Below are 23,480 nucleotides of genomic sequence, written 5' to 3'. Positions count from 1 at the left end.
ATGTGTGCGGGATCACCGAACGGGTGGAGCGGATGGAACGGACGAAAGCGGAAGAAAAGGGCGGTGTCGGCGGGGAGCATGCCCGTCCCGGCGCCACCGTGAACCGTGCGATGACGACCTTCAGCCCGGCGGACGAGGAGAAACAGCGCGGCGTACGCCGGATGAAGCTCACCGCCACCGGACTGCTGCTGTTCGTGGCCGTCGTCTACGTGCTCGCCAAGATCGCCCAGAACTCCGGCGCGGGCGCCTGGGCGGGCTACGTCGCCGCCGCCTCCGAGGCGGGCATGGTCGGCGCGCTCGCCGACTGGTTCGCCGTCACGGCCCTCTTCCGTCACCCCCTCGGCATCCCCATCCCGCACACCGCGATCATCCCCACCAAGAAGGACCAGCTGGGCGTCTCCCTGGGCGAGTTCGTCGGGGAGAACTTCCTCTCCGAGGACGTCGTACGGCAGCGGCTGCGCGCCGTCGGCATCGGCAGCCGCCTCGGCGCCTGGCTCGCCGTCCCCGAGCACGCCGACCGGGTCACGGCCGAGCTGTCCACCGCCCTGCGCGGCGCCCTGACCGTGCTGCGCGACTCCGACGTCCAGGCGGTGGTCGGCGAGGCCATCACGCGCCGCGCGGGCGCCCAGGAGATCGCGCCCGGCATCGGCAAGATGCTGGAGAAGGTCGTCGCCGACGGCGGCCACAAGCGCGTCGTCGACCTGATCGTCGGCCGCGCCCACGACTGGCTCGTGCTGCACGGCGACTCGGTCATGGACGCCGTACAGGGCGGCGCCCCCGGCTGGACCCCCAAGTTCGTGGACCGGAAGGTCGGCGAGCGTGTCTACAAGGAACTGCTGCGCTTCGTCACCGAGATGCGCGACATGCCCGCCCACCCCGCGCGCGGCGCCCTCGACCGCTTCCTCGCCGACTTCGCCTCCGACCTGCAGTCCGACACCGACACCCGCGCCCGCGTCGAGCGGCTCAAGGGCGAGGTGCTCGGCCGCGGCGAGGTCCAGGACCTCATCGCCAGCGCCTGGACGGCCGTCCGGTCCATGATCGTCGCGGCCGCGGAGGACGAGCGCAGCGAGCTGCGGCTGCGCGTACGGGCCTCACTGCTGTCGCTGGGCGCCCGGATGGCGGGCGAGCGCAAGGTGCAGGACAAGGTCGACAGGTGGGTGGAGGACGCGGCCGTCTACGTCGTCACCACCTACCGCAAGGAGATCACCTCCCTGATCACCGACACGGTCGCGAGCTGGGACGCCGAGCACACGACGAAGAAGATCGAGGCGAACATCGGCCGCGACCTGCAGTTCATCCGCATCAACGGCACGGTGGTCGGCTCCCTGGCGGGCCTGCTGATCTACACGGTGACGCACGCGCTCGGAGCGTAAGGGGACCCGGCCCGGGCACTAGAGGGGAGTTCTTCTCGCTGAGGAGGGAGCCCATGAGCACCGCGCAGGCCGAGACCGGCCGGACCCTGACCACCGACATCCCCGCCAGACTCGACCGCCTCCCCTGGTCACGCTGGCACTGGACGATCGTCATCGGTCTCGGCACCGTGTGGATCCTCGACGGTCTCGAAGTCACCGTCGTAGGCAACATCGCAAGCCGCCTGTCGGAACCCGGCAGCGGCCTGCCCATCACCTCGGGCGAGGTCACCGGCATCGCCGCCGCCCTCTATGTGGCGGGGGCCTGCACCGGAGCCCTGTTCTGGGGCCGCCTCACCGACAAATGGGGGCGCAAAAAACTCTTCATGATCACCCTGGCGGTCTACCTGGGCGCCACCGCCCTCACCGCGATCGCCTTCGACACGTGGTGGTTCTTCCTCTTCCGCTTCCTCACCGGCTTCGGCATCGGCGGCGAGTACGCGGCCATCAACTCCGCGATCGACGAGCTGATCCCCAAGGAGTACCGCGGCCGCGTCGACCTCATGATCAACGGCAGCTTCTGGCTGGGCGCGGTCTTCGGCTCGCTGCTGTCGATCGTCGCGCTGGACACCGACATCTTCGCCGCCAACGTCGGCTGGCGCCTCACCTTCGCCCTCGGCGCGGTCCTCGCCCTGGTCATCCTGCTGGTCCGCCGGCACGTCCCGGAGAGCCCGCGCTGGCTGCTGATCCACGGCCGCGACGAGGAAGCGGAACGCATCGTCTCCTCCATCGAGCAGGAGATCGAACGCGGGAACGGCAAGCCGCTGCCGCCCGCGGAGGGCGAGATCACCATCCACCAGCGCCGCAGCGTCTCCTTCCTGGAGATCGGCCGCACGGTCTTCTCCGACTACCGCAAGCGCGCCATCCTCGGCTTCTCCCTCTTCATCGGCCAGGCGTTCCTGTACAACGCGATCACCTTCGGCTTCGGCGCGATCCTGACGACGTTCTTCGACGTCCCGAGCGGCAGCACCGGCTACTACTTCGCCGTGATCGCGCTCGGCAACTTCTTCGGCCCGCTGCTGCTGGGCAAGCTCTTCGACACGGTCGGCCGCCGCGTGATGATCTCCGGCACGTACATCCTGTCCGGCCTGCTCCTGTTCGGCACGGCCTGGCTGTTCGACCAGGGCTCCCTCAGCGCGGCCACGATGACGGCCTGCTGGTGCGTGGTCCTGTTCTTCGCCTCGGCCGGAGCCTCCAGCGCCTACCTGACGGTCTCCGAGGTCTTCCCGATGGAGACCCGCGCGATGTCGATCGCGTTCTTCTACGCCATCGGCACCGCGGCCGGCGGCATCAGCGGCCCCCTGCTGTTCGCCAAGCTCACGGAGTCCGGCGTCGTCGGCGACACGGTCCTCGCCTTTTCGATCGGCGCGACGCTGATGTGCCTGGCGGGCCTGGTCGCGGCGCTCCTCGCGGTGAAGGCGGAACGCCGCTCCCTGGAGGACATCGCCAAGCCGCTGACGGCGGCGGGCAAGGCGCAGCCGACGTCGAGCACGGCGACGTGACCCCGCCGGGCGGGGGAGGGCCCGACCGCCGCGTCCGCGGCACCGGGCCCTCCCGGGGCGCTACGCCCCCGCCCGCCGGGAGACGTCGCGTCGTCGCACGCCGGCGTCGTAACTCGCGTACGGGCGAGGGACGGTGGGGCGACGACGGGTGGTGAAGCCGGTAACTGGATCTGCGCTATAGTTGATCTGCGTCCAGCGGCCGGAACTCCGGCAAGCGGACGATGCGTTGGTGGTCCAAGGAAAGACGCCCCACTTCCTGTGGGGAGATGCAGGTGCAAGGCCTGCCCGGCGCTCCACATGAGAACCCGGCCCTGGTGACAGGGCCGGGTTCTCTGCTGTGTGTCCGGGGGCCGGGCGCGGCCCACCGGGAGGCGACGCCGGGCCGGGGTTCACGCCCCGTCGCTCCCGCCGCCCCGTCGCCTACGCGCGTGGGCCGGGCCGGGCCGCCAGGGCAGGGGGCGTGCCGCCGCCTTTGCGCCGTGCCGCCGCGTACGGTCCGCGGCGCCACGTACGGGCCGTGCCGCCGCCCTTGCGCCGCCCGCTTCCTACGTGCCGCGCCGCCTCCTACGTGCCGCGCCGCTTCCTACGCGCCTACGCGCCGCGCCGGCGCCGATCCGCGACCGCCCACGACGCCAGCCCCACGGCCCCCGCCACGCCGAACACGGCGGGCCAGGCCCCCACCTTCCGGGCCAACGGGTGCGACCCGGCGAACGCGGCGACGTACGCGGCCGACAACGCCCCCGCGGCCACCCCGCCGGCCTGCTGCCGCCACTGCCGCGCGGCCGTCGCCCCGGCGACGGCCAGCACGACCCCGCCGAGCGGCCGCTGCCTGGTCCACCGGGCCACGCCGTACCCGCCCACGAGCCCGCTCGCCGCCACCACCGCGCTGGGAACCTTCGCCATACCTGCCTCCTGCCACGCTTGCGAGATCACGAGGCTAACCCTCCGCTCCCCACACCCCGGGACCACCCCCGAACTCGAACCTGAGTCGGGGGTTGTCAAGTTTCCTCCTCCGAGCTATATAAGAAGACGCAGAACGTAGGGCATCGCACTCACAGCGCCTGATGAAAGGAGTTGACCCGTGATGCTCATGCGCACGGACCCCTTCCGTGAGCTCGACCGACTCACCCAGCAGGTCCTGGGCTCCGCCACCCGCCCGTCCGCGATGGCGATGGACGCCTACCGTTCCGGGGACGACTTCTTCGTCCACTTCGACCTCCCCGGCATCGATCCCGAGACGATCGAACTGGACGTCGAACGCAACGTCCTCAACGTGCGAGCCGAGCGCAGGTCCCCCGCCCCCGAGGGCGCGGAACCGCTGGTCGCCGAGCGCCCCACCGGCACGTTCACGCGCCAGCTCTTCCTCGGCGACACGCTCGACACGGAGCGCATCGACGCCTCGTACGAGGCCGGCGTCCTGACCCTGCGCATCCCCGTGGCCGAGCAGGCCAAGCCCCGCCGCATCCAGATCACGGGCGGCGACAGCCGCAAGCAGATCAGCGGCTGACCGCACGGCACCGCGAACGACCGCCCGTCCACGGGTCGCGCCGCCGCTAACGAGCTCCCGTACCAGCTGCCGTACGGGGTCCCGCTCCCGCCGGCCGGTGGCGCGACCCGGGGCCGCACCCACGCACCCGGAGGAAAAACCCGCACATGAGCACGGCGACAGTGCCCGGTGTGACCACGAGAGACCACGATGACGACAACGGCTGGCCCCGACTCGTCGAGGCAGTCCGCACGTCGGGCCAGTACGACACCTGGACCAAGGCCGAGCAGGTCACGCGTACCGTCCTGGCGGCCCTCGGGGCCCACGTCATCGGCGACGAACGGGTCGACCTCGCCCGCGCCCTCCCCGAAGAGGCGGCCCGCCTGATCGCCTCCCAGATACCGGCCACGCACCGGCTGACCGCCGCGCGGTTCGTCGACGAGGTGGCGTCCCGCACTCCGGGAGCCACCTCCGCCACGGCCCGCTGGGACGTCAGCTCCGTCCTCAGCGTGCTACCACCCCTGATCGGCGACGACCTGGTGACCCGCATCCTGGCCCAACTCCCCCCGGGCTACGCCCTCCTGTTCGGCCGCGCGGACCTGAGCCCGGCGGCGTAGGCTCCTGAACCGCGTACGACGGCCACCACGGTGAGAAACCGGCGGTGGCCGTCGCGCGACCGCCGAGGCCGCCGGCCTGCTGAGGGCGCCGACGCGCCCGAGTCGCCGACGCGCCCGAGTCGCCGGCGCCTCCGGAATCGGCCGCCCCGGACGACCGTGCCGTCGACGACGACAGGAAGCCGCCACATGCCCTCTCCGACGTCCGCGACCCTCACCACCCCCGACGGCACGCGCCTCGCCCACACCGACCACCGCCCCGCCACGGACCCGAGGTTCACCTTCCTCCTCCTGCACGGCCTGGCGGGCCACCAGGGCGAGTGGGACACCCTCGCCCCGCGCCTGCTCTCCGACGGCCACCGCGTGGTGACGTACGACGCCCGAGGCCACGGCGCCAGTACCCGCACACCACCGACCACGACCCGCGCGGCGCACGTCGAGGACGCCGTCACGCTCATCGAGCACCTGGACCTGGCACCCGTGACCCTGCTCGGCCAGTCACTCGGCGGCCACACGGCGATGCTGCTGACCGCGTCGCACCCGCACCTGGTGCACTCCCTGATCCTGGTCGAAGCAGGCCCGGCGGGACCGACCCCCGACCTCCCCGCCCGGATCGCGAGCTGGCTGGACAGCTGGCCGACCCCCTTCACGTCACTGCGGCAGGCGGAAGCCTTCCTGGGCCACGAGGCATGGACCAGAACCCTGGAACAGCGCGACGACGGCTGGCACCCCACCTTCGACCGCACCACGATCATCGACACGGTCGCCGAACTCGCCACCACCGCCTACTGGTCCGAGTGGTCCCGCGTCACCCGCCCGACCCTCCTCGTCCAGGGCGAACACGGCACGATGCGCCCCGACGAACCGGCGACGATGCTCACCCACCGCCCCGACACCAAGGTCGTCCGCATCCCCGACGCCTCCCACGACGTCCACCTGGACCAGCCGGCCCGCCTCCACGAGGCGGTCCGCACCTTCGTCCTTGACCTCGACCTCGATTGAGGTCCTAGGTTTCGTCCCGTCCGCCCCACCACGGCGCAGAAGGGACGACAAGGCCCCGTGAACACCCACGCCGAGAACCCGATCAGGGACTACTCTCCGGAGGAACTGGCCGCCCAGCCCATCGGCGCATGGACCGGTGAGGCCTACCGCAGGGTCGTAGGGGCCATCCGGGCCCAACTGGCGGTGGAGAACCTCACCCAGCCCCACTGGTGGACCCTCAACCACGCCTCCGGCGCCCCGGGCACCTGGACCCGCACCACCCTCACCGCCCGCCTGACCCCCTACGACGACCAGGACACCGACTTCGACGCGGTCTACGACGACTTGGCGGCCCGGGGCTGGCTCACCGAGGACGACACAACAGGAGGCCTGACCCTCACGGACGAGGGCGAGGCCGCCCGCCTCCGCGCCAAGGAACGCAACCTCCGAGTCCACCACCAGACGCACGAGGGCATCTCTCAGACCGACTTCATCACCACGATCAACGTCCTGCGCCGCATGGTCGCCAACCTGGGCGGGAACGGGAACCTGCCCGAGAACCCAAAGTAGCCTCGCAGCGTCCCGCACGAGCAGGGCGGTTAGTCACAGCCTCGGCGCCGCACTCACGAACCAACGCCACGCCTCGTGCCCTACTCGGATGATGGGCCCTCGGGTGTTCTTGGAATCCCGTATGAGTGCAGCGCACGACACGTAGGCGCACTCCACACACTCGGTGGTGTTGGCGCCGCTGTAGGACGACTTGAACCACGTGGGCTCGCAGGCTATCTGGGGGCCAGCGGTCATTCAGAGCTCCTTGCGGGCGCGATGGATCAGGGCGGAGGAAGCCTCCATGTCCAACGCTTGTGCGCGCAGGTACTCGAACGCAAGTCTGTATCGCTCCAGTTCCTCTTCCTTCTCCAGGAAGAGCGAACCCGTGTGGAAGTCGACGTACACGACGTCGAGGGCCGGTTCGGGGCCGCCGATGATGACGAAGCTGCCCAGTGCGGCAGCGTGGGCGCCTTTTGAGAACGGCAATACCTGAAGGGTGATGTGCGGGGACTCGTTGGCTTCGAGCAGTCGGTTGAGCTGCTCCTCCATGACCGCTGGTGAACCGACGACGCGGCGAATCACCGACTCATCAAGGATCGCCCAGAGGTGGAGTGGCTTGGGGCGGGTCAGGATCTTCTGCCGCTTCATCCGGATGTCGACGAGCCGCTCGACCTCGGCGGGGTCCAACGGCACCTCGTTGGCCTTCTGGAGAGCTGTGCTGTAGGCGCGCGTCTGCAACAGCCCGGGGACGTACACGCAGCAGAAGTGGTTCTCCCTGACTGCTTCGTCCTCAAGGGTGAGCATCAGGTTCATGCTCTCCGGGATGGAGTCGGCGAAGGAACTCCACCAGCCCTGTTCCTTGGCGTTCTTGGCCAGGTTGACCACTGCCCGACGCTCTGCGTCCGTTGCTCCGTACTCGCGGCAGAGCGCGTCGATGACAAGCCACTTGACCGGTCCGGCGGTGGTCTCGTACCTACTGACGGTCGCTTTCGATACGCCGACCAGCCTCCCGGCCTCCTCAAGCGTCATCCCCGTACGGGAGCGCAACTTGCGCATGGTGGCGCCCAGTTGACGACGCCGAGTAGTGCTCCGTTCGGGCATGTGGCTCCTTCGCCGTGTGCAGGGCCGCAGCCCATAAGACGCCCCACAGGCTAGGTAGCGGTGAACCGGGCTCACCACCGGATTCACTCGATAGATTCTCATGAGAAGTTACACAGCGAGATTTCTCTGTGCCATGCTCTTTCCAGTCGCTACGCAGCGCAGTCGTACGGATACGGCAACCGGCGCATCGCGTGGCCAAGGAGGGAGGAGTGGGCATGCCCGACCATCACGTCACGGAGCCCCGACTTCGATGTGTTCTGCCCTTCGAAGCTGCGCCGGCAGAAGTGCGTCTGCTGAGAATGGCGACTGCGCAGCAGCTCAGCCGGTGGGGTGCGCCCCTCGCTATCGATGAGGTCCAGTTGCTGGTCACCGAGCTGGCCACCAACGTGGTCAAGCACGTGGGCGAAGGAACGTCGGCGACTCTCATCGTTGAGTGGAGGGGAGAGCGGTTGCGCCTTGAAGTTCATGACAAGAGTCCGGTCGTGCCTACGCTCAAGGCGGCGGGGTGTGGTGACGAATGTGGTCGTGGCCTGCATCTGATCGAGGCGATGGCAGTGGACTGGGGAACGGTTGTCACTGCGGCAGGCAAGGCGGTCTGGTGCGAGCTCCAGCTCAGCCACCAGGAAGGCTGTCGTCGCATCCAGCGCGCCGTCCAGGTGCTCGAGAGCTACGCGCGAGTCGCACGTCAGCCGGATCAGCAGGGTCGCGTTCGAGAGGGCCACCTCGTTGAGTCCGCAGTCGAGTTGATCGCTGATCTGCTCCACTGGACCAGTGGTCGCGGCCATGACCCGGACGACATCCTCGACCGCGCCCACATGCACTACGAGGCAGAATCGGTGGTCGCCTGACCCGTTTCAGGAGCGCAGGGCTCGGAGCCTGAAGGCAAGCTGTAGTGCGGTTCGGGCCAGTCGACGGAACCGTCCGCGTCCGCCTGGGCCACGTGCTGCAACAGCAGTGCCGTCGGGTTCTGGATGTCGATATCAGCGTCGCCGATCAGTAAGCTAGCCGTTACGGGTATCGATGGATAGTCGATTCCTAGCAGCTTGCAAATGTGCTCAAAGTCCTCATTCTCGTTACCGTTGCCCAGGTTTCCGTGGAGGTAAGCCCGTAGACGGGAGCAGATATCAAGCATGGCCTGTCCGCTGTCCGTCACGGTGTATTCACCCCCTTGTAGGCTTTCACTCTTCAGGAATCCGATGGCGAAGAGCCGTTCTATCTCGAGTCGGAGAGCGTTGAGATCCACGTCCAGGGCTCTGGCTGTATGGCGATGGTTACGGTATCCGTGATTTTTGACGTGTGACAGGATTTTAAGGGGCAGGCTCGGGCGCCTGGAGGAAGCAAATCGTGTCACGTCCTTGGCTGTGAGGCCGCCGAGTGCTACGTGCAGGAGCAGGTCCTTGGTGATCTCCTCTCTTAGCAAGTCATGGACGGCGTTACACGATACCTCGTTGTCCGCGTCGAAGTCCGCCGGCACCCAAAAGACCCGCAGGCGAGATAGGCTTTCTCGCATGGTGTTGCGGTAGTCCTGGATTACCTCGGCAAGGCGAGAACGGTTGCTGCTCTCGTGGCGCGCTATGTAGACGGCCGCGGCAATGTCCTGCTCGTGGAGGAGCGTGCGCATATCCTTGTCTATCCCGTCCCCACCATGCCTCCAGAGGGTCTGTCCTGCCACCACCTTCGACCAGTCCTTCTTGAGGTCGCAGGAGAAGTCAAAACGCTTGCGCTGGCCCTCTGTGTATCCGAAGAGCTGAGATCTAGATGCGCTCTCCATGATCTTCAGGGCTGTTTGAGAAAGGAATACGTGCTCTGCTGACTCGGGCAAGGTTGCTCCTGGGATAGGGGCGCGGTATCGCTACTGTGCTGCGCATCTCGTGTAGCCATTGGTGTCACCGAAGACGAGGTCGATTCCTTCTGCGTGGAGGAAGTTGACCAAGTCATCCTGCGGCTTGTCGGGGAGCAGTGCAGTCAGCTTTGGGTTCTTCGGTCTGATGTGTCGCGCGCAATCCTTGAGTTGGCCAACGGCCATCCTTATCTCCTCGCGGCTATTCGCTCCTCTTATGGCGTAGAGTTCGTGCTCGGTGGCGTCGTAGAGGTCAGTTTTTAGGATGGTGGTCGTGCCTGAGATCTTGATTTGGAATGCGCCGACATCGTGACCGCGCTTGGTGAGCTCCGCGAGGTACTGCTCTCGCATCACTGCCTGACGCAAGTCCGCGATCAGGCTTGGCTGCGCAGCCCGCCTGCTCTCCGAGGCTCGTTTCCTCTTCGGCTCCACCAATGTGGTGGTGACTACTTCAGCGGAGACCCGTTGGGGGTCGGTTACTTCCGCACGCGTAATGACGTCCTCGGCAAGGCGCTCGAAGTCGCCCTTGGGGCGTAGTCGGAAAACGATGATGAGACGAGGCTTACGCTCCTCGTCGAGTGCCTCACGTAGTGTGTACGGCAGCTGTGCGTCCAGCTCGAACTCGCCCACGTACCGCTGCTGCTTAGCGGCCGAGGTCGGATCGGGGACCTTCCCCGCGGCCATGAAGACGCGCAGTGACTTGCCGGCCTCTGCGTGGGACAGAACCGCGGCGTTACGAGACCCGCGGTGTCCCAGAAACGTTTGGTCACCGCGGGTGCCCTGCCCCGTGTACTCGAAGACCGGACCGAACCCGTCCTCTTCCTCCAGCCAACCGTCCTCGTAGCCGTACTTCTTACCGCTGTCGTGATCCGTGTAGATGAGGATGGTCGGGCTGTTCTTGGGGATGATGATCCCCCCTTGGCTACCTCCGCCGAACAGTTCGTGCATCGCCGAGCGGGTGGTCAGCAGCCCAGGTTTGATCGAAGCTAAGTCCATGCCATGACGTTAACTGACCGCTCTGACACTGGACTTGCTCAACCCCCGGCAGTGATGGCTGCGTACGTCCACACGTCGGCAGGCAGCTTGTGCTCCAGCCGCCACGTGATCGCCATGGGCTTGCTCCCCGTGTGGCCCTCGTAGGTCGCGGGGCCTAGGAGCATCCACGGCTGAGACTTGCCGATGTCGGTGCTCGTGTAGCGGCGGACGAAGAGCAAGATGTGGCTGCCCCGCTCGGCATGGTGCTGGTACCGCAGGCCAGTGGGGGAGTTCGCGGCCGTTGCGTTCTGTGACTCCCAGTGGAAGAGCGTTGGGCTCAGTGCGTAGTCCTTGTATCGGACAGTGGGGGAGAAGTCCTTCTCGTTCTTCTCCAACGTGATCAGGAGCGCGTCTGTCTGCAACTCCTCAACCCACTGCACGCCCTGAGCGAAGGACCTGGGCATCTGCCCGCCCAGGCGGGCCACCCCCAGGGCGGCCAGGATTTCGGAGCGGTTGTAGGAGCAGTGCACCCTGAGCGGCAGCTGACGGTGGCTGCCAGTTAGCGGGATCGGGAAGTGGTCTGCTTGGTCGACCACGTAGGACAGGACTTGTCGAAGTTCATCGCGGACGGCGCGCTGGTCCCGTAGCGAGTCGAAGCCTTCCTGGTAGCTGGTGAAACCGCCCGCGTTGTCCCACAGGTTGAAGAAGAGCATGCGGGCGTATGCCTGGTCTGTGCGGTCTAGATCGTCGTAGCGCGGTACCTCGTCGGCCAGGAGGCGGAGGTAGGCGTTGGCTCGGTCAGGGTCATCCACGTGCAGGAAAGCGTGGACACGCTTGAGGAGCGCCGATTCGCCCGCGGGGGCGGCGGTCGTGATGAGACCAGCTCGGCGCAGAGTAGAGGTCCAGGAGTTGTCGCTCTTGTACAGCTCCTTGAGCTCCCTGCGGCTCTCCCGCAGGTAGTCCGCCAGCAGCGGTGTCTCGTAAGCCCTGGCCTCTTTGGCCAAGGTCTTGACGTTCGCATTGAGCTGCGTGCGGATGTTGTCGAGCACCAAGTTCTTGGCCTTGCCTTCCAGGATGATCTGGCACCCGGACGGCAGGAGCGGGAAGTCATGCTCGATGTGATCGACGAGACGGTTCCTGGAGAGATTCGTTAGCGCCCGGAACTGCTCCTCGAAGCGAAACTCCGCCCGATGCTGGCCGATGAAGTCAAGGACGGTGAGAACAGGTTTCGTTTCAGTACGCCGCAGCCCGCGGCCGAGTTGCTGGAGGAAGACCGTAGCGCTGTTGGTGGGACGCAAGAGGAGGAGCGTATCGACATCAGGGATGTCGAGGCCCTCGTTGAAGAGGTCCACGGAGAAGATGACCTGCAGCTTCCCTTCCCGCAGATCAGCGAGCGCTTGAGCTCGCACTGCGGCAGGAGAGTCACTGGTGAGGGCCGTTGCCTGGAAACCGGCCCTCTCGAAGTAGTCCGCCATGAAGTGGGCGTGCTTCTTGTCCACACAGAAGCCCAGCGCGCGCATGGTTCCGGGCTGGGAGACCTTGTCCTGGATCTGCTTGACGACAATCCGAGCACGCGCCTCATTGCCTGTGTAGAGGTTTCCGAGGTCTTGATCCGCGTACGCGCCCTTCTGCCAAGTGAGGTTCGTCAGGTCTGTCCCATCGGGGATGCCGAAGTAATGGAAGGGGCACAGCAGGTCGTTCTCCAGGGCCTCCCAGAGGCGCATCTCGGCTGCGATGCGGCCATCGAAGAACTCGTCTTGCACATTGCGCCCGTCCATCCGCTCGGGGGTAGCGGTCAGACCGAGTAGTTGCTTGGGCTTGAAGTGGTCGATGACCCGCCGGTAGGTGGTCGCCGTGGCGTGATGGAACTCGTCGATGACGATGATGTCGAAGTGGTCCGGGGCCAGTTCTTCAAGACGTCGGATGTTGAGAGATTGAACGCTGGCAAAGACGTGGTTCCACGCTTGCGGGTCCTCTCCGCCGTAGAGCAACTCACCGAACGAGGCATCGTCGAGTACCTCTCGGTAGGTGCGGAGAGACTGCTTGAGGATTTCCTTGCGGTGTGCCACGAACAGCAGTTTCGGCCGGCGGTGAGGGAAGCCCTTGGCGAGGCTCCGATAGTCCAGAGCCGCCATGACGGTCTTGCCTGTACCGGTGGCGGCGACCAACAAGTTGCGGTTGCGTCCTCGGAGCTCGCGCTCCACCCGTAGGCGTTCCAGCATGTCCTGCTGGTAGGGGAAGGGACGTACTTCCAGTCCAGACAGGTTGATCTTCAGGTCGGTGGTGGAGGTGCTACCTCCCGCCTGAGCCAGGGCTTGGTCGAGACGTGCGCCGTGGCGGTCAGGGTCATACGTTTCGAATGCGGAGTCACTCCAGTAGGCGTCGAAGGTCGCCTCGAACTTGTTGAGTACGGCTGGTGTGGCGACAGAAGACAGCCGGACATTCCATTCCAAGCCGTCCAGGAGCGCTGCTTTCGAAAGGTTCGAGCTGCCGACGTACGCCGTATCGAAGCCCGTGCGGCGGCGGAACAGCCACGCCTTGGCGTGCAACCGCGTAGATCGGATCTCGTAGTTGACCTTGACGATGGCACCGAAGTCGCGGACCAGGCGGTCGAGTGCGTGACGGTCGGTCGCACCGATGTACGTGGTCGTGATGACACGGATCGGCACCCCCCGTTCCTTCGCGGCACGCAAGGAATCCTCAAGGACACGAATGCCGTACCACTTCACGAAGGCACAGAGCAGGTCAATGCGATCGGCGGTGGCGAGTTCCGCCCTCAGTTCTGCACCGAGGCTGAGATCTTCGGGAGCATTGGTGATCAGGGACGTTTCGGACAGGGGCGTGAGAGGGCGCAGTGCATAGACGCCTGGAGCTTCCTGTTGGGCGAGCGTCAGCAACTGGCGAGGACCCTCGGCGATGGTGCTCGGACCTGTTGTCTCGTTCTGCTCGCAGGCGCTCTCAGCAAGGGAAGCGAGGATGCGGTTCGCTACCGTGACTCGGTCTTCGGGGCGTAGCTGGCTCAGTTTGTGGCCGACGGCTTCACTGATGTAGCGGGCCAGGACGTGGGGGGCGGATTCAGGTGTGACCTCAGCGTCAATGGCCGTCCAGCCAGCGGCTTTGAACTGTTCTAGCTCGTCCTGGAGGTCGCTGGTGATCAGCTTCTCGTAGACGCCCGCGATGGGCTGCGGCTGGTCGGCTGCTTCGGCCATGCCTGATCCCCCTGATCCTTTACTCCCACGCAGACGATCTCGTGGCGATAAGGATCAGTTCTAACAGCAACGACTCACACGCACGGGCTGTATGGCCAGGTGAGCTGAGGGCCAGGCTCTCGTGACGCGGAGGTGTGCTGCCGGCCGCTCGGCGTGGCGGGCGCGGCAGCGGTTTCGCGTACGCCGGGCGGTTCAGCGGCGCTCCGTCGGTGGTCGTGGTGGTCGGCCCCGGGCGGGATCAGTCCGTGCTGCCGTGGCACTCGCCGTAAGTCCGCCCCGACCCGCACCAGCACCCCGCCCCCTCCTGCGGCGGCCACGCCACCGCGCGCCCCCGGGCCGCCAGGGTCGTGGCGTACTGGGGGAGGAGTGTCGCGTCGCCGGGGGAGGAGCCCTCCGATGCCGCGAAGGCCTCGTACGACGGGACCGTGCCCGTGACGATGCCCAGGTTCGGGGTGCCGGAGGCGGAGAGTTCGCGCAGGGCGTGCTCTATCGAGGCGAGGTGTTCGCCGTGGGAGGGGTACTCCTCGGCCAGGGCCGGATACGCCTGAAGGAGCTCCGTCAGTTCCGCCGCCGGCCAGTGCAGGATCGCCACCGGGAACGGGCGGGAGAGGGCCTCGCGGTAGGCGCCCAGTTCCGCGCGGAGGCGGAGGATCTCCGCTTCCAGCTCCGCCGGGTTCTCCGAGCCGAGGGACCACACGCGCTTGGGGTCGTGCAGTTCGTCCAGGGAGACCGGGAGGGAGTGGACCGTGTCGGCCAGGGCGTCCCACTCGTCGTGGGAGCGGCCCAGCATCCGGCGGACCCGGTGGCGGCCGAAGAGCAGGGGGTGGGTCGGCTGCGGGGGCCGCGGCACGTCCGTCAGGAGGAGGCGCACGGCCTCCGTGAAGGTGTCGTGCGCCGCTTCCAGCTCGTCGTGCGACTCCAGGGCCTCGGCCACGATCACCCAGGGCGCCGGGTCCCGCGGGGCCGCCGCCCGGACGCCGTCGATGATCGCCCTGGCCTCGGCCTCGTGGCCGTACTCCCAGAGGTTCGAGGCCTTCAAGGCCCGCACCAGGTGGGGGTGGTCCAGGGACTCGGGGGAGGACAGGAGGCGGTCGTAGAGCTTGGTCGCGGTGGGGCGGTCGCCGGCGAGTTCCAGGTGGGCCGCCGCCCGCAGCAGCAGGGCCTCGGCGTCCTCGGGGTACAGGCCGGCGGTCCGCTCCAGGCGTGCCGCCTCGGCGGTGTGGTCGACGTTCTCGGCAGGCGTGTCGGGGCGCATGGGGGACACCGTACTGCCGCGAGGTGACGAGCGTGAGGGATGCGCAGGCCGGACCGTGTCCGCGCGCACGCTCGTCACCAGGGCTCCACGGCCCGCCCCGAACCGTCGCCGGGGCCCGCTAGGGCGTCACACCGTCGACGTGGAGGGTCTGGACCGACTTCGCGGCGAAGGGGACGCTGACCGATTTCCCGGACAGGCGGATGTCCGAGCGGGGGGTGTAGAGGTCGCCGCCTCCCGTCGTCACCGTGTTCCAGCGGGGGACCAGGCCTGCGGAGCCGCCCGTCACCGTCGTGAAGCGGGAGAGGTCGAAGGTGAGGGTCTGGGGTGTGGTGGCCGTGTTCACGGCGACCAGGACCAGGCGGCGGGACTGCGCGTCGTACGCCGCCACGGCGTAGCCGACCCCGGTGTCCAGGATCGTCATGCCGGGGCGGATGTGGCGGCTGAACTGGGCCATGACGTAGTGCTTGGTCTGGACGGTGGTCGGCTGGAGCGTGTTCGGGTCGTAGGCGATCATCGCCCAGCCCGCCGTGGGGTCCATGACCTGCCAGTAGCACCACGCCGTGGGGTGCAGCCAGCGGAAGTCGTAGCAGAGGTTGGAGGCCATGGTCAGTCCGGTGCCGTCGCTGTCGCCGGTCTCGGAGTTCCACAGCTTCTTGCGGGACGTCGTCACCACGTCCGTGTAGAGCAGGTCGCGTCGCCCGCCCGAGCCCTGGTAGCCGTGCACGTTGACCTGGGAGACCAGGGATTTCGTCGACGAGCCGAAGGAGGCCCAGGTGGAGCGGGCCGTGTCGTAGTTCGTCTCGTCCGAGGCGGCTATCCGGACGTTCGTCAGGCCCCGCTTGTCCAGTTCGCTGCGCATGTGGGGGAGGACGGCGGCCTGGACGGCCGGGTCCATGTGGCAGCCCTCCTGCGTGCCGGTCGCGGTCCACCAGGTGGAGGCCGGCTCGTTGAAGGGGTCGACCGTCGCGAAGTTCACCCCCCAGTTGTTCCGCGCGTACAGGGCCGTGGCCGCCAGGTGGGAGGCGTGCTGGCGGTAGTTCCAGGTCTGGAGGTTGTTGCCGCCGCCGGCCGCGCCCGAGGGGTTGTGGTTGCTGCACATCCACCACATCGGGGAGTTGGCGAACAGTTCGGTGATCGCGCCCCGTTGCGTGGCCTTGACCAGCATCGCGCGCTGGTTGGCGTCCGCCGTCCACTTCCAGGCGGAGGAGGAGGGGTCCTCGTTGTTCCAGTCCTGCCAGAAGCCCTCGATCTGCTTGAAGCCGGGGATGTTGGGCGACTCCACCATGGTCTCGCCCCCGACGCTGTTCCAGCTGCACGCGCCGAGGTTGTACCGGGCGATGTTGAGGCCCAGGCCGGGGAGCGTTCTGCCGTTGTACGTCACCGACTTGGTGGTGAAGAACAGGTCGGCGAAGTCGTCCCGGGCGCCGAAGACGTTGGCCCACCAGGCGAGGGAGGTGCCCCAGCCCTCCCACGTGCCGTACGTGGTCGACGGGTTGACGGCGATCGTGGCGTCCGCGTGCGCGGTGCCCGTCGCCAGGGCGCTGCCGAGGAACGTACCCCCCGCTGCGGCCAGCAGGGATCTGCGTCGGATCACGGCTCCTCCGTAAGGGATTCGGGCCCAGAGGGTTTCGGGGCAGGCGCCGGTTCCCGGACCGGCGTCACGGGTGCCGGCCCGTGCGGGGTGACGGGCCGGTGGCATCGAGAAGCATCGGGTGTGGCGGGTGGGTTGTCGAGAGTTACGACGGGGGTTTCTCAAACCCGTTTAGGAAGTGCCGCGTCCGCACGGGAGGGTGATCCTGTATAACCGACGGCAGGGCACACACGCGTACGAGAGGGGGCAGCCGGTGAACCGCGGTCGGACGGCTCTGCGTCCCGCTCTCGCGCTGCTCCTCCTGATCGTCCAGGTGGCGCTGCTCGACACCGGCAGCCTCTCCGCCACCGTCGCCCTGGCCGCGACCGCCACGGCCTCGGCCGCCCTCGCGCTGTGCGCCGTCGTCGCCTCCCGCTGCGCGCCCGCCGTGCCGCGCACCCGGGTCCGTACGGCCATCCGCGACCGCGACCGCCGTACGGCCTTCCTGCCCCAGCGCGATCCCGACGCCCGGGGGCGCACCCGTCCGCGCGCACCCGGTCACCCCCTCCGGGCGACCGTCGCGTAGGGAACCTCCCGGGAGTTCACGGACCTCCACCGGCCCTTCAGGGAGCCGTCCCCGCGCGGGTCGTCATGCCGCCTGTCCCGATCCGGCACGACGAGACCCCCGGAGGGCTCACCCATGTCCGTCTTCGCCACCCTGGTCGAGCGACTCGCCGACCTGCTCCAGCCGCTGTTCGGCGCGTCCGCTGCCGCCGCCGCGATCGTCCTGTTCACCGCGCTCGTACGACTCCTCGTCCACCCCCTGTCCCGGGCCGCCGCGCGCGGCCAGAAGGCCCGCACCGCGCTGCAGCCGAAGATCGCCGAGCTGCGGAGGAAGCACGCGAAGAACCCCGAGGGGCTGCGGCGGGCCGTGCTGGAGCTGCACGCGCGGGAGAAGGTGTCGCCGCTGGCCGGCTGCCTGCCCGGGCTGCTGCAGGTGCCCGCGTTCTTCCTGCTGTACCACCTGTTCTCCAGCGACACGATCGGCGGGCGGGCCAACGAACTGCTCGGCCACGAGCTGTTCGCCGCGCCGCTGGGCGGGCGGTGGGCCGACGTGCTCCAGGACGGGCTCCTCGGCGGGGCTGGGCTCGTGTACGCCGTGCTGTTCGCCGTCGTCGCGTGCGTCGCCGCGTTCAGCTACCGCCTGAGCAAGCGCATGATGGCCGCCGACCCGGTCGTCGCGGCCGGTACGGGGGAGCGGGTCCCGGGGCTGGCGGCGGTGACCGGGGTGATGCCGTTCCTGTCGTTCTTCACGCTGGTCACCGTGGCGGTGGTGCCGCTGGCCGCCGCGCTCTACGTGGTGACCAGTACGACGTGGAGTGCCGTCGAGCGGGCCGTGCTGTACCGGTAGCCGGCCGGTGAGGTGACGGTCCAGTACGTGAACGGGGTATTGCCGAGCGAACGCCGAGCTTGGAGGATCGACCAGTCCTCCGATGGCTCCCCCGCCGCATCCGGGCCGCGCATCGGGCGGGCGCCCGCGATCGAGGGAGACGGATCATGAAGCTGCTGCGAGTCGGTACGGCGGGGGCGGAGCGGCCCGCGCTGCTCGACGCCGAGGGGACCCTGCGGGACCTGTCGGGCGTCGTCGCGGACATCGACGGCGCGCTGCTGGCCGACGAGGACGCGCTCGGCCGCCTCCGGGCGGCCGCCGACGCGGGGGAACTGCCCGTGCTGGACGCCACCGGGCTGCGGATCGGGCCGCCGCTGGCGCGGATCGGCAAGATCGTCTGCATCGGGCTGAACTACCACGACCACGCGCGGGAGACGGGCGCCGAGCCGCCCGCCGAGCCCGTCGTCTTCATGAAGGCGCCCGACACGGTCGTCGGACCGAACGACACCGTCCTGGTGCCGCGCGGGTCGCTGAAGACCGACTGGGAGGTCGAACTGGCCGTCGTCATCGGACGTACGGCCCGGTACCTGGAGTCGGCTCAGGAGGCGTTGGCGCACGTCGCCGGGTACGCCGTGGCGCACGACGTGTCCGAGCGGGAGTTCCAGATCGAGCGGGGCGGCACCTGGGACAAGGGCAAGAACTGCGAGACGTTCAACCCGCTCGGGCCGTGGCTGGTGACGGCGGACGAGGTGGCCGACCCCCAGGACCTCTCGCTGAAGCTGTGGGTCAACGGCGAGTTGAAGCAGGACGGGACGACGGCCGAGCAGATCTTTCCCGTGGGGGAGGTCGTGCGGTACCTCAGCCGGTTCATGACGCTGTACCCGGGCGATGTGATCAACACCGGGACGCCGGCGGGGGTGGCGCTCGGGGCGCCGGAGCCGAAGCCGTTCCTGCGGGCCGGGGACGTGGTGGAGCTGGAGGTCGAGGGGCTGGGGCGGCAGCGGCAGGAGTTCAAGGACGCGTAGGCGCTCCGTCCGCCGGGTGGGCCGGGGAACCGTGGCTGGTTTCCGTGCGAGCGGGGAACCGCGGCCGGTTTCCGTGGCGAGCGGGGAACCGCGGCCGGCCTCCGGCTGTGGGTAGTCCGCGACCGGCCTCCGGCTGCGGGCAGTCCGTGGCCGGTCGCGACGTTCCCCGCGCCCCGGGGGCGTCAGCCCAGCAGCGCCGCGAGGTCGCGCCAGGCCTTGCGCGGGAGGGTGTCGCCCGGCGCGCCGTCGACCACCTGGAGGGCCACGTGGTCCGCGCCCGCCTCGAAGAAGCTGTCGATCCTGGCGCGGACGGCCGTCTCGTCGCCCCAGGCGAACAGGGCGTCGACGAGGCGGTCGCTGCCGCCGTCCTCCAGGTCCTCCTCCGTGAAGCCGTGGCGGAGGAAGTTGTTGGTGTAGTTCGGCAGGGAGAGGTAGAACGCCAGGAACTCCCGGGCCAGGGCGCGGGCCCGGGCCGGGTCCGTCTCCGGGACCACCGCCAGTTCGGGGGCGAGCAGGGGGCCGTCGCCCAGGACCTCGCGGGCGTGGGCGGTGTGCTCGGGGGTGACCAGGTAGGGGATCGCCCCGGCCGAACGGTCGCGCGTCAGCTTCAGGCTCTTGGGACCGAGGGCGGCCAGGACCCGGCGGTCGGCGGGCACCCCGGCGGCGTCCAGGCGGTCCAGGTAGGAGACCAGCGCCGAGTACGGGCGGCGGTACTGTTCCGCGAGCTTGGCGTGGCTGACGCCGAGACCGAGCACGAAACGGCCGGGATGGGCGGACTCCAGCTCGGCGAACGCCGTGCCGGCGGCGTCCGGTTCGTGCTGCCAGATGCTCTGGATGCTGGTGCCGACGGTCAGCGTCGACGTCGCCTCGATCAGCGGGGCGGCGTTGGCCGCGGAGCTGTTGCCGCCCAGCCAGACGGCACCGAAGCCGAGTTCCTCCAGTTCGGCGGCGGCCTCGGCCCGTTCACCGCGGCGGTCCGTGTCCTCCGAGCGCAGTGCCATGCTCCAGATTCCGTACCTGCCGACCGCTTCCTTCACGGGAGTGCTCATCTGTTCGGTTCCCTCCGGTGGACGCCTGCTCGATCACGTGTACGCAGGTGCCAACCGGAGGGAGCCGGTGATGATTCCAAGTGGCCTAGGCGCCGAGGAATTGCTCCAGGGCCTCCACCACGAGCCGGTGGTCCTGCAGCTGCGGCAGGCCGGACACCGTCACCGCGCCGATCACGCCCACGCCCTCCACGGTGATCGGGAAGGAGCCGCCGTGCGCCGCGTAGGTGTCGGGGTCGAGGCGCGAGGACTCCTCGAACGTGGTGCCCTTGGCGCGGAAGCGGGCGCCGACCAGGTAGGAGGCCGAGCCGTAGCGCTCCACGACCCGGCGCTTGCGGGCGATCCAGGCGTCGTTGTCGGGCGTCGAGCCGGGCAGCGCCGCGTGGAAGAGCTGCTGGCCGGCGCGGTGGATGTCGATGGCGACCGGGGCCTGCCGCTCCCGGGCCAGCTCCACCAGGAGCGAACCGAGCGCCCAGGCGTCGTCGTGGGTGAACTGGCGGAACACCAGGCGGCGTTCCTCCTTCTCCAGCTCCTCCAGACTCGGGGTGAGTTCCGGATGGAACTTGGGGGTGAGCTCCTGGTTGTGCGAGGAACCGTGCGGGCTCTTGTGCGTCACAGCGTCACCACCGTCTTCTCGCGGGCCGAACGACGGGCCGCCTCCAGTACGTCCAGGGCGGCGGCCGCCTCCAGCGCGGTCACCGGGTTCGGGGCGCCCGCCAGCAGGGCCTGCGCCACGGCCGCATAGTAAGCGGGGTAGTCGCCCGGGAGGGTCGGTTCGGGGCGGCCGCCGCCGGTCACCGGGGACTCGCCGGAGCCCACGCGCCCCCACTGCGACTCGGGCTCGGTGCCCCAGTCCGGGCCGGGGCGCCGCCCCTCGCGCAGGGCCGCCTCCTGCGGGTCCAGGCCGTACTTGACGTAGCCCGCCCGCGAGCCCAGGACGCGGAAGCGGGGGCCGAGCTGGGCGGTCGTCGCGGAGACGTAGAGGTGGGAGCGGACGCCGCTCGCGTGCGTGAGCGCGATGAAGGTGTCGTCGTCCGTCTCGGCGCCCGGGCGCCGGACGTCCGTCTCCGCGTACACGGCGGCGGCCGGGCCGAAGAGGACCAGGGCCTGGTCGACGACGTGGCTGCCGAGGTCGTAGAGCAGACCTCCGATCTCCGCCGGGTCGCCGGACTCCCGCCAGCCGCCCTTCGGCTTCGGACGCCAGCGCTCGAAGCGCGACTCGAACCGCCAGACGTCGCCCAACTCGCCCTCGGCGAGCAGCTTGCGCAGGGTCAGGAAGTCGTTGTCCCAGCGGCGGTTCTGGAAGACGGACAGGAGCAGTCCGCGCTCCTCGGCGAGGGCGGCGAGCGCGCGGGCCTCGGCGGCCGTGCCCGCGACGGGCTTGTCGACCACGACCGGCAGGCCCGCCTCCATGGCGGTGGTCGCGAGCGGTACGTGCGTCTTGTTCGGGGACGCGACGACGACCAGGTCCAGCTCGGCGGCCCGGTCGAACAGCTCGTCCGGTGAGGCGGCGAGGCGTACGTCCGGGAACTCGGCGCGGGCCTGCTGCTGCCGCTCGGGGTTCGAGGTGACCACCGTGTCGAGGACGAGGCCCTCGGTGGCGGCGATCAGCGGGGCGTGGAAGACGGAGCCGGCGAGGCCGTAGCCGACGAGGCCGACGCGCAGGGGCGAGCCGGGGGCCGTGCCGGAGGGTGAGCCGGAGAGTGAGCCGAGGGGTGTGCCAGTCATGCCGTCCACTTTCGCAACGCTGTTGCCAAAGTGCAAGCGCCGGGGACAATGGAGGCGTGAACAGGGCGAACGATGGTACGGCCGGAGGGGTCGGCAGGCGCGGGACCGGGGCCGGGGCGAATCTGCCCGCCCTGCGCAGCCACAACACGGCGCTGGTGCTTGACCTGCTGCGGAGGGCCGGGGCCGAGGGCATCAGCCGGCTCGAACTGGCCGAGCGGACCGGGCTCACCCCGCAGGCCGTCAGCAAGATCACGGCACGGCTGCGGGAGGACGGGCTGGCCGCGGAGGCGGGGCGGCGGGCGTCGACCGGGGGCAAGCCCCGCACGGTCCTGCGCCTGGTGCCGGAGGCCGGACACGCGGTCGGCGTCCATCTGGACCGCGACGAGTTGCGGGTCGTACTTGTGGATCTGCGGGGGGCCGTGGTGGGGGAGCGGCGGACCGCGCTGGACCTGGGGGCCGGGGCGGAGGCCGTGCTGGGTGCGGTGACGGATGCGGTGGCCGCGGTCCTGGCGGCCGGGGGGGGGGGGGGGGGGGGGGGGGGGGGGGGGGGCCGCGGCGGGGGGCGCCCCCCCCCCCCCCCCCCCCCCCCCCCCCCCCCCCCGGCCGGGGTTTGCCCGGGGAGGGCGACGGAGTGGCGCCGTGCGGCCCCGGCGCGGCGCTCCCGGGCAAGCCGGGCGGGGCGTCGCCGGGTGGGGTTGAGGCGTTGCCGCCGGGTGGAGCGGGCGTGGAGGTGGCGCTGCCGGGTGAGGGTGCGGCGGTGTCGTCGCGCGGGGTGGGCGTGGCGCTGCCGGGCCGGAGTGAGGCGGTGTCGTCGCGCGGGGTGGGCGTGGACGTGGCGCTGCCGGGCGGAGGTGAGGCGGTGTCGCCGGGTCGGGAGGACGTGGCGCCGCGGGGCGGGGCCGGGGCGGCCCCGCCGGGTGGATCGGGCGAGGTGCCGCCGGGCGGCGTGGCCGGCCCCCCGCCGGGTCGGGCCGACGCGCTGCCGACGGCCGGGATCCCGCGCGGAGTCGGCGCGGCGCTGCCCGGCGCGTTGCCGGGCAGGGGGGACGTGGCCCTGCTCGGGGCCGGGGTCGTGTTGCCCGGGCCGCTCGACCATGCGCGGGGGGTGCTGCACCGGGTGACGGGGTTCCCCGAGTGGGACGGCTTTCCCCTGCGGGAGGCCCTGGCCGGGCGGCTCGGAGTACCGGTCGTGGTCGACAAGGACACCAACGCCGCGGCCCTCGGACTGGCCGTCGGGGGAGAGGGCGGCTCCTTCGCCTACCTGCACCTCGGTACGGGGCTGGGAGCCGGGCTCGTGATCGGCGGCAGTGTCCACCGGGGGGCCAGGACCGGAGCGGGTGAGTTCGGCCACCAGGTGATCCAGCTCGACGGCCCGCCGTGCACCTGCGGTGACCGCGGCTGCCTGGAGGCCCTGTGCCTCGGTGCGGTGGCGCGCGGCGACGTCGAGGAGGCGGCGCGGGTGCTCGGGGCCGGGGCGGCGAACCTGGTGGGCCTGCTCGACATCGACGTGGTCCTGCTGGGCGGCCGCACGGTGACCTCGGCGCCGGAGCCGTTCGTCCGCGGGGTCGGTGCGGTCCTGGAGGAACGGGCCCGGCGCACGGGCCAGGACGTGGTCCCCGTCCGGCTCGCGCCGGGCGGCGGGCGAGCCGTGGCGGTGGGAGCGGCCCAGCTGGTGCTGGGGCCGGTGTTCGGACGGGGCGACGGCTAAGACGTCGTCTCATTTGGCGTGCCTGGGTAGTCTGCACCGTGTGGTGATGGTCGAGCGCATGGTGCCGGACGAGCTGTGGGAACTGTTCCAGC

The 23,480-nt window shown here is 69.5% G+C and carries 22 protein-coding genes and 1 pseudogene; 12 read left to right on the top strand and 11 right to left on the bottom strand.

The annotated features are described in order from the left end of the window. The first annotated feature begins 32 nt into the window (after positions 1-32). Both AC07DA_RS25100 and AC07DA_RS25095 read left to right on the top strand, forming a co-directional pair. Positions 33-1,373, top strand: coding sequence for a DUF445 domain-containing protein (locus tag AC07DA_RS25100; RefSeq protein ID WP_479130450.1), 1,341 nt, complete (start codon positions 33-35; stop codon positions 1,371-1,373). Between the two features lie 53 nt (positions 1,374-1,426). Further along, complete coding sequence (locus tag AC07DA_RS25095; RefSeq protein ID WP_479130449.1) at positions 1,427-2,911, top strand: MFS transporter; 1,485 nt, start codon at positions 1,427-1,429, stop codon at positions 2,909-2,911. A gap of 591 nt (positions 2,912-3,502) precedes the next feature. Here AC07DA_RS25095 and AC07DA_RS25090 read toward each other — a convergent pair. Then, positions 3,503-3,814 carry a hypothetical protein gene (locus tag AC07DA_RS25090; RefSeq protein WP_479130448.1) on the bottom strand — a complete coding sequence of 104 codons (312 nt, stop codon included), beginning with the start codon at positions 3,812-3,814 and terminating at the stop codon, positions 3,503-3,505. Between the two features lie 181 nt (positions 3,815-3,995). Here AC07DA_RS25090 and AC07DA_RS25085 point away from each other — a divergent pair, with 181 nt between their 5' ends. From AC07DA_RS25085 to AC07DA_RS25070, 4 genes are all read left to right on the top strand, one after another. Further along, a complete protein-coding gene (locus AC07DA_RS25085) occupies positions 3,996-4,418 on the top strand; it encodes an Hsp20/alpha crystallin family protein (RefSeq protein ID WP_479130447.1) in 423 nt (140 codons plus the stop codon). Between the two features lie 146 nt (positions 4,419-4,564). Continuing rightward, positions 4,565-5,014, top strand: coding sequence for a DUF2267 domain-containing protein (locus AC07DA_RS25080; RefSeq protein WP_479130446.1), 450 nt, complete (start codon positions 4,565-4,567; stop codon positions 5,012-5,014). A 186-nt stretch (positions 5,015-5,200) separates the two neighbouring features. Continuing rightward, positions 5,201-6,013 (top strand): alpha/beta fold hydrolase, encoded by an 813-nt coding sequence (locus AC07DA_RS25075; RefSeq protein ID WP_479130445.1) that lies wholly within the window; start codon positions 5,201-5,203, stop codon positions 6,011-6,013. A 57-nt stretch (positions 6,014-6,070) separates the two neighbouring features. Next, positions 6,071-6,562, top strand: coding sequence for a MarR family transcriptional regulator (locus tag AC07DA_RS25070; RefSeq protein ID WP_479130444.1), 492 nt, complete (start codon positions 6,071-6,073; stop codon positions 6,560-6,562). 33 nt (positions 6,563-6,595) lie between these two features. Here AC07DA_RS25070 and AC07DA_RS25065 read toward each other — a convergent pair whose 3' ends face one another. After that, positions 6,596-6,796, bottom strand: a complete 201-nt coding sequence (locus AC07DA_RS25065; protein WP_479130443.1) for a DUF397 domain-containing protein — start codon at positions 6,794-6,796, stop codon at positions 6,596-6,598. Continuing rightward, positions 6,797-7,642, bottom strand: a complete 846-nt coding sequence (locus AC07DA_RS25060) for a helix-turn-helix domain-containing protein (RefSeq protein WP_479130442.1) — start codon at positions 7,640-7,642, stop codon at positions 6,797-6,799. It abuts the gene before it with no gap. A 215-nt stretch (positions 7,643-7,857) separates the two neighbouring features. Between AC07DA_RS25060 and AC07DA_RS25055 the strand changes: the two genes are divergently transcribed. Beyond that, the gene (locus AC07DA_RS25055) at positions 7,858-8,490 is read left to right on the top strand and encodes an ATP-binding protein (protein ID WP_479130441.1); all 633 of its coding nucleotides are present in this window, start codon (positions 7,858-7,860) and stop codon (positions 8,488-8,490) included. Here the strand turns inward: AC07DA_RS25055 and AC07DA_RS25050 are convergent. From AC07DA_RS25050 to AC07DA_RS25030, 5 genes are all read right to left on the bottom strand, one after another. Then, positions 8,463-9,464, bottom strand: a complete 1,002-nt coding sequence (locus AC07DA_RS25050) for a hypothetical protein (RefSeq protein ID WP_479130440.1) — start codon at positions 9,462-9,464, stop codon at positions 8,463-8,465. The two genes, AC07DA_RS25055 and AC07DA_RS25050, sit on opposite strands and share 28 nt — an antisense overlap. Positions 9,465-9,494: 30 nt before the next feature. Further along, positions 9,495-10,478 carry an SRA domain-containing endonuclease gene (locus AC07DA_RS25045; protein WP_479130439.1) on the bottom strand — a complete coding sequence of 328 codons (984 nt, stop codon included), beginning with the start codon at positions 10,476-10,478 and terminating at the stop codon, positions 9,495-9,497. Between the two features lie 38 nt (positions 10,479-10,516). Then, positions 10,517-13,666, bottom strand: a complete 3,150-nt coding sequence (locus tag AC07DA_RS25040) for a DEAD/DEAH box helicase (protein WP_479130438.1) — start codon at positions 13,664-13,666, stop codon at positions 10,517-10,519. Between the two features lie 238 nt (positions 13,667-13,904). Beyond that, positions 13,905-14,921: an SEC-C domain-containing protein gene (locus AC07DA_RS25035; RefSeq protein ID WP_479130437.1), complete on the bottom strand. Its 1,017-nt coding sequence runs from the start codon at positions 14,919-14,921 to the stop codon at positions 13,905-13,907. Between the two features lie 118 nt (positions 14,922-15,039). Further along, positions 15,040-16,515 (bottom strand): glycoside hydrolase, encoded by a 1,476-nt coding sequence (locus AC07DA_RS25030; protein WP_479130436.1) that lies wholly within the window; start codon positions 16,513-16,515, stop codon positions 15,040-15,042. 250 nt (positions 16,516-16,765) lie between these two features. Between AC07DA_RS25030 and AC07DA_RS25025 the strand changes: the two genes are divergently transcribed. From AC07DA_RS25025 to AC07DA_RS25015, 3 genes are all read left to right on the top strand, one after another. Continuing rightward, on the top strand, positions 16,766-17,077 hold the full coding sequence (locus AC07DA_RS25025) for a DUF6412 domain-containing protein (protein ID WP_479130435.1): 312 nt from the start codon (positions 16,766-16,768) through the stop codon (positions 17,075-17,077). Between the two features lie 114 nt (positions 17,078-17,191). Then, positions 17,192-17,902, top strand: a complete 711-nt coding sequence (locus AC07DA_RS25020; RefSeq protein WP_479130434.1) for a YidC/Oxa1 family membrane protein insertase — start codon at positions 17,192-17,194, stop codon at positions 17,900-17,902. Positions 17,903-18,048: 146 nt separating this feature from the next. After that, a complete protein-coding gene (locus tag AC07DA_RS25015; protein WP_479130432.1) occupies positions 18,049-18,906 on the top strand; it encodes a fumarylacetoacetate hydrolase family protein in 858 nt (285 codons plus the stop codon). A gap of 182 nt (positions 18,907-19,088) precedes the next feature. On the opposite strand, the gene AC07DA_RS25010 is transcribed toward AC07DA_RS25015, so the two are convergent. The 3 genes from AC07DA_RS25010 to AC07DA_RS25000 all read right to left on the bottom strand — a co-directional run bounded on the left by AC07DA_RS25010 (position 19,089) and on the right by AC07DA_RS25000 (position 21,680). After that, complete coding sequence (locus AC07DA_RS25010) at positions 19,089-19,955, bottom strand: LLM class F420-dependent oxidoreductase (RefSeq protein ID WP_479130431.1); 867 nt, start codon at positions 19,953-19,955, stop codon at positions 19,089-19,091. Positions 19,956-20,040: 85 nt separating this feature from the next. Further along, entirely contained in the window at positions 20,041-20,568 is a 528-nt protein-coding gene (locus AC07DA_RS25005) for a heme-degrading domain-containing protein (RefSeq protein ID WP_479130430.1), read from the bottom strand. Beyond that, positions 20,565-21,680, bottom strand: a complete 1,116-nt coding sequence (locus AC07DA_RS25000; protein WP_479130429.1) for a Gfo/Idh/MocA family protein — start codon at positions 21,678-21,680, stop codon at positions 20,565-20,567. The genes AC07DA_RS25005 and AC07DA_RS25000 overlap by 4 nt, the downstream gene beginning before the upstream one ends. A 56-nt stretch (positions 21,681-21,736) precedes the next feature. Here AC07DA_RS25000 and AC07DA_RS24995 point away from each other — a divergent pair. Both AC07DA_RS24995 and AC07DA_RS24990 read left to right on the top strand, forming a co-directional pair. Next, positions 21,737-22,201: pseudogene (locus AC07DA_RS24995) on the top strand (winged helix-turn-helix transcriptional regulator); the annotation flags it as partial. 182 nt (positions 22,202-22,383) lie between these two features. Further along, entirely contained in the window at positions 22,384-23,388 is a 1,005-nt protein-coding gene (locus AC07DA_RS24990) for an ROK family protein (RefSeq protein ID WP_479130428.1), read from the top strand. Positions 23,389-23,480 lie beyond the last annotated feature (92 nt).

This window comes from Streptomyces sp. NPDC044921 (genome assembly GCF_056432865.1).
The sequence above is the reverse complement of the archived record's forward strand: the minus strand, read 5'-3'. Positions and strand labels throughout refer to the sequence as shown.

What these genes read in the sequence shown, in the direction of transcription:
- AC07DA_RS25100 (WP_479130450.1), top strand. Translation starts at nt 33, where the DNA reads ATGGAACGGACGAAAGCGGAAGAAAAGGGCGGTGTCGGCGGGGAGCAT.
- AC07DA_RS25095 (WP_479130449.1), top strand. Translation starts at nt 1,427, where the DNA reads ATGAGCACCGCGCAGGCCGAGACCGGCCGGACCCTGACCACCGACATC.
- AC07DA_RS25090 (WP_479130448.1), bottom strand. Translation starts at nt 3,814, where the DNA reads ATGGCGAAGGTTCCCAGCGCGGTGGTGGCGGCGAGCGGGCTCGTGGGC.
- AC07DA_RS25085 (WP_479130447.1), top strand. Translation starts at nt 3,996, where the DNA reads ATGCTCATGCGCACGGACCCCTTCCGTGAGCTCGACCGACTCACCCAG.
- AC07DA_RS25080 (WP_479130446.1), top strand. Translation starts at nt 4,565, where the DNA reads ATGAGCACGGCGACAGTGCCCGGTGTGACCACGAGAGACCACGATGAC.
- AC07DA_RS25075 (WP_479130445.1), top strand. Translation starts at nt 5,201, where the DNA reads ATGCCCTCTCCGACGTCCGCGACCCTCACCACCCCCGACGGCACGCGC.
- AC07DA_RS25065 (WP_479130443.1), bottom strand. Translation starts at nt 6,796, where the DNA reads ATGACCGCTGGCCCCCAGATAGCCTGCGAGCCCACGTGGTTCAAGTCG.
- AC07DA_RS25060 (WP_479130442.1), bottom strand. Translation starts at nt 7,642, where the DNA reads ATGCCCGAACGGAGCACTACTCGGCGTCGTCAACTGGGCGCCACCATG.
- AC07DA_RS25055 (WP_479130441.1), top strand. Translation starts at nt 7,858, where the DNA reads ATGCCCGACCATCACGTCACGGAGCCCCGACTTCGATGTGTTCTGCCC.
- AC07DA_RS25045 (WP_479130439.1), bottom strand. Translation starts at nt 10,478, where the DNA reads ATGGACTTAGCTTCGATCAAACCTGGGCTGCTGACCACCCGCTCGGCG.
- AC07DA_RS25040 (WP_479130438.1), bottom strand. Translation starts at nt 13,666, where the DNA reads ATGGCCGAAGCAGCCGACCAGCCGCAGCCCATCGCGGGCGTCTACGAG.
- AC07DA_RS25035 (WP_479130437.1), bottom strand. Translation starts at nt 14,921, where the DNA reads ATGCGCCCCGACACGCCTGCCGAGAACGTCGACCACACCGCCGAGGCG.
- AC07DA_RS25020 (WP_479130434.1), top strand. Translation starts at nt 17,192, where the DNA reads ATGTCCGTCTTCGCCACCCTGGTCGAGCGACTCGCCGACCTGCTCCAG.
- AC07DA_RS25015 (WP_479130432.1), top strand. Translation starts at nt 18,049, where the DNA reads ATGAAGCTGCTGCGAGTCGGTACGGCGGGGGCGGAGCGGCCCGCGCTG.
- AC07DA_RS25010 (WP_479130431.1), bottom strand. Translation starts at nt 19,955, where the DNA reads ATGAGCACTCCCGTGAAGGAAGCGGTCGGCAGGTACGGAATCTGGAGC.
- AC07DA_RS25000 (WP_479130429.1), bottom strand. Translation starts at nt 21,680, where the DNA reads ATGACTGGCACACCCCTCGGCTCACTCTCCGGCTCACCCTCCGGCACG.